Source organism: Xenorhabdus budapestensis (assembly GCF_002632465.1).
GTDB classification, from domain to species: Bacteria; Pseudomonadota; Gammaproteobacteria; order Enterobacterales; family Enterobacteriaceae; genus Xenorhabdus; species Xenorhabdus budapestensis.
Window position 1 is genome coordinate 1 of sequence record NZ_NIBS01000044.1, and the last position, 4,176, is coordinate 4,176.

At 51.5% G+C, this 4,176-nt stretch carries 5 protein-coding genes; all 5 read right to left on the bottom strand.

Annotated features, from left to right (window positions below; translation table 11 throughout):
* Positions 1-812 (bottom strand): tyrosine-type recombinase/integrase (locus Xbud_RS21660; RefSeq protein WP_099137400.1); only part of this gene is annotated, 812 nt, incomplete at its 3' end.
* A gap of 101 nt (positions 813-913) precedes the next feature.
* Entirely contained in the window at positions 914-1,924 is a 1,011-nt protein-coding gene (locus Xbud_RS21665; RefSeq protein WP_099137401.1) for a TraI domain-containing protein, read from the bottom strand.
* Between the two features lie 227 nt (positions 1,925-2,151).
* On the bottom strand, positions 2,152-2,841 hold the full coding sequence (locus tag Xbud_RS21670) for an N-6 DNA methylase (RefSeq protein WP_099137402.1): 690 nt from the start codon (positions 2,839-2,841) through the stop codon (positions 2,152-2,154).
* Between the two features lie 108 nt (positions 2,842-2,949).
* Entirely contained in the window at positions 2,950-3,873 is a 924-nt protein-coding gene (locus Xbud_RS21675) for a DUF1281 domain-containing protein (protein ID WP_099137403.1), read from the bottom strand.
* Positions 3,874-3,963: 90 nt separating this feature from the next.
* A partial coding sequence (locus tag Xbud_RS21680; protein ID WP_099137404.1) for a toxin-antitoxin protein occupies positions 3,964-4,176 on the bottom strand: 213 nt, incomplete at its 5' end.

Below are 4,176 nucleotides of genomic sequence, written 5' to 3' on the forward strand. Positions count from 1 at the left end.
GCAAAACCACACTCTTTCGACAACCGATTGAAAAAAGAACGAATATGCTGCCTTTCTTTATCGTGATCATACTGGTAACTGGCCATCCGCCCGTGATGACGAAAACTCAGACGGGTTAAATCAAACAGCGGATCATCATCTTTCGCCCCACAGGCTCTCGCCTGTTCAAGGAGTTGCGCCAGCCGGGGTTTAAGCTGCCGGATCATCGGTATCCGCCACTCACTGTGATTTTTACTGCCCTCGACGCGCAATACAATATAATTGCCATCCAGGTTGATATCCCGTAATCGCAGGTGCAGTAACTGGTTCTGACGCATGCCCGTCAGCCGGAACGTATCCAGCACCGTCAGCCAATACCCGGTCGGGTATAAAGCACAACGCCCTCCCCGGGGAGCAACCTGTGTTCGCTCTTCTTCCCCATACTGCCCCATCAGCAGGTAGAGACGGGTTATCTGGACTTTACTCAGAATTTTCTTCTTTTTCTTCTCTTTTTTCACCGCCGCATTGCTAAACGGGTTCTCGGTAAATGGCAGCAGTTTCCTGTCCATTACGAAGTTAAAAATGGCCCGCAGGTGGGCCACCTTATTGTTCCAGGTATGGCTCGACTGTTTTTTCTCCATCAAAAGATGACGCCGCCACCGTAGCACATCCCGGTGAGTGACCTGTTCCGGCAACACCGTTTCTCCCATAAACTGGATAAAGACCCGGGTAACTTTGCGATAACTCCACTCGGTGGCCGGTCGCAACATATGTGAAAAAAAGTACTCTTCCAATAACTCATCCCAACTGATTTTTTCTGCGGCAGGCAACATGTTATTTTTTCCTTAATATATTAAATAAATCATGACACTCAATTGTTCATAAACTGTTTTATGGAAATACAAGATATAAATAATCAGTTAAACTATTTACATTACAATAATGTATTGTGGTTATCTTTTCTGGCAACATTTTCTTTATCCGATACAGACTGTTTGGCGAATTTCGAGCCGTGATGATGATTTTTTGCCTTCTCCTGATGAGAGGACCCATGACCGGATTGAAATAAAGACAATAACGTCTGGGTATCACTCTCGCCGGATGGCTCAGATGCCGGTGCCATTTCTAATGGGGAATCCGGAGAAGCCTGGCCAGGTTCAGGTGATACCCCAGCGACATCAGACAATTCTGCAGAATTCCCCGGTTTCAATAAAGGCGACTCCACCTGTCCGGCGGCTTCCTGAAGTAATTCATCAATCAACGGTACAGAGGATGAATGACCACCAAGATGCAATGTCAGGCAAGTCCATGCGTCCGGTACCAGAAACAACCAGGTCACCGCATCTTCCGGCAGTAAACGGGCTGCCATCATGGCGTTCAGTGGCACAGACAAATCTGGCCGGGACGACCGGAACCGGAAACGAAAGCGACGGTCTGGCGTCCACAATCCCGGCTGCCAGTCATGCCTATCATCCAGCTCCCCTTCCAGGTGCTGCAACAGGGGCAGGTGGTAAAATAATGCCGTCCAGAACACAACCGCCTGCCATAGCAGGCTCTGGGCAGCCTGAGTTTCCGGTGCTGCCCCGGGGGGTAACAGATGTCCCTTCGCCAGCCGCACGGCACAGGTGGTAAACTTTAGCGTCAGGTCAGCAAAATCCCCGCTTCCCGACCAGTTACCTTCCGGTGTTGCCGGCACCTGTTGGACACGGCTCAGCAATTGCTTCACCGGTGCGAGATAAAAACGCTGATACAGCCCTTCGGGCAGGGCAGTGTTTTGCCATAATTGCTGAAGATACTGACGGCGCAGGGAGGTTGCCAGTAACTCGTCAGCCGATTGCGGCCGGAAATAGCCCCGGCTGTCACGAATGGCCTCCGGTTGTTGTTCGGATGATTTTTGCGGTGTGGCAGACTGGCGGGCAAAATGCGATTTAAAACGCTGAAACATGGCTTTTCCTCTTTCGGTTCAAATTGGGCTCAGTGTCGGTGAATCCCGGTCTGAAACAAGGAAAAACTCTTTTTGCGGAAATGAAAATTAAACTGACTCGATTCACCCACCGACTCGCTTATCGGATCACCTTAATTTTCACTATAAATCAATATATTAAAACTACTCGAAAATAAGAAAGCGCCCCGAAAGGCGCATTAGAGTAACAGAACAGAGGCTGAAAAAATTCAGGCGGCCTGTGGCTGCTGATGCTCCCGTAAACGGTTCGACCAGTTACCCAGATAATGGGCCGGCGTGTAACGTGTCCGTTTGCTGCCGCCATCATCCAGCGCATTGCCGACAGTGACCGCGGCCGGAATGCCGGCCAGGGAAAGCTGGACGTAAGCCATCACCGCGGCCAGCGGATCAATATCAATCGCTGACACCCACAGGCTGCATAACGGATCATGTCCCTGCTCTCTCAAGACGTCGGCAGCGGCCAGTGTCATACAGCCCGCCCCACAAGCCGGCTCGTACAGGGTCACAAAGGGTTTCTCCTGCAAGCGTGCGGAAACATCCTGCAACTGTATCTCCGCCATCATTCTGGCGACACTCCAGGGCGTAAAGAACTGCTGAAGGTGTTTATTCCCCAGCTCCAGCCGCATAAACACCGTGCCGAGAAAATCGCCGGGCGCTTCTGCCAGTGCCAGCACGGTAGTGGAAAAGAGTTTTACAATCCGGTCAACATCTTCCCGCGCATATTTCCTGATGGTTTTCAGATAAAACTGCTCCAGCTCCTCACTGAAACAATATTTATTGTGAATGGCCGCCATTGCGCAGTGACAAAAATCCCGGAAGACCTGATAACGAGGCTGATAGCGGGCGGTTTGATTAAACAGCGAGATAAATTCCTGTTGGTAATCGGTACGAGACGCCATGGCGTGTTTTCCTTGTCGCATAAAAATAGGGAAAACACGCCCCGGAAGGGGAACGTGCTTCCCCCTTCGGTTGAAGTGAAAATAAAGAATAAGGTACTGAACAAATCGCTACTGTCCGACAGCAATCGCCGGCAGTGCCTGACTGATTTCGGGTTGTTCACCGTTAACCAGATAGAGTGCAGGCCGGTTTTCGCGTCCGGGTAAGCCATTACCGCTGTCTACATGCTCACCCTGATCATAACAATCGTAGCCTTTGAGGCTTCCTGACGGTTCGCTGTACCAATGGCGGATCTCGCAATCAAACATCGCTGACAGTTCCCCCATCAGTTCCGCAGAGGGCGGTGCCCACGGTGAATCAAAACGCACGGTTAAGCTGCTGACATTACGCCGTTCCCAGCGGACATGGTGACCGAACGGCCATTCCAGCCCGTAGTGCTCGTCGTAGAACTGTACGGTGGAGGCAATGCCTTTCAGCAATCCGCTGCTGCCGTTAATCTCGGTCGCTAACCGGGTCGGCATGATCATCAGCATATCGCAGGGCTGGGCGGATGTCGGAGACACATTCAGCCTGTCCCAGCAGGCGCCGGTATCGGGACTATCAGACCAGCTCACCATACCGAACCAGTCGGTATACTGGCGGATCAGGAGTGATGCGATAATCTCACGCGCCGGTTCCGGAATATTTTCCCAGCGCAGCAGACTTAAGCCCGACTGACGGTACAGATGGTCGATACGTTTAATGGTGTCGCCGGTTAGCAGCGCATTATCCTGTAACAACATCAGCCACTGCTCAAAGGCCAGATGTTGCGCAGTCTGTGCCGTAGTACCTCGTATCAGCGCCGGATAAGGCGCGTAAGTCAGGGGTTTGGTTGGTTTCAGTATCCCGGCGCACCCGGCCAGAAACAGCCGCAGACTCTGCAAGACTGCCTGACGGTAACGGGGCGCTTCTTCGCCACAGACCCATTGCTGCATCACATCGATACAAACGGATTTGCCGGTGATGTCCAGTTGATTCGTGATCCACTCTGCCATGGTTAAGTTCCTCTTGATTGATAATGTTAAATAAAGGAGGAACTGTCCCGGCGGGGAGTCAGTTCCCCCGTTGGGTAAGTAAAAAAGGATTTAGAGACTATCCGGTTTTAAAATATCAGCCAGCTGACTGTCGAAAATGACCATCAGTTCGTCATGCACCTCCAGGTAAGGCGTACTGTGCGTGATGACCGGAGCATTCAGCCGGGTTAAATCGTACTTATCGACTAATTCGTTAATGGCCTCAGAGGGTCGGATGCCGTTTTGTATCAGTTCAGCGACCGTGTCTGTTTCACACAGCGCCGT

Coding starts and splice junctions, on each gene's coding strand:
- Xbud_RS21675 (WP_099137403.1), bottom strand. CDS start 3,873: ATGGCAGAGTGGATCACGAATCAACTGGACATCACCGGCAAATCCGTT.
- Xbud_RS21670 (WP_099137402.1), bottom strand. CDS start 2,841: ATGGCGTCTCGTACCGATTACCAACAGGAATTTATCTCGCTGTTTAAT.
- Xbud_RS21665 (WP_099137401.1), bottom strand. CDS start 1,924: ATGTTTCAGCGTTTTAAATCGCATTTTGCCCGCCAGTCTGCCACACCG.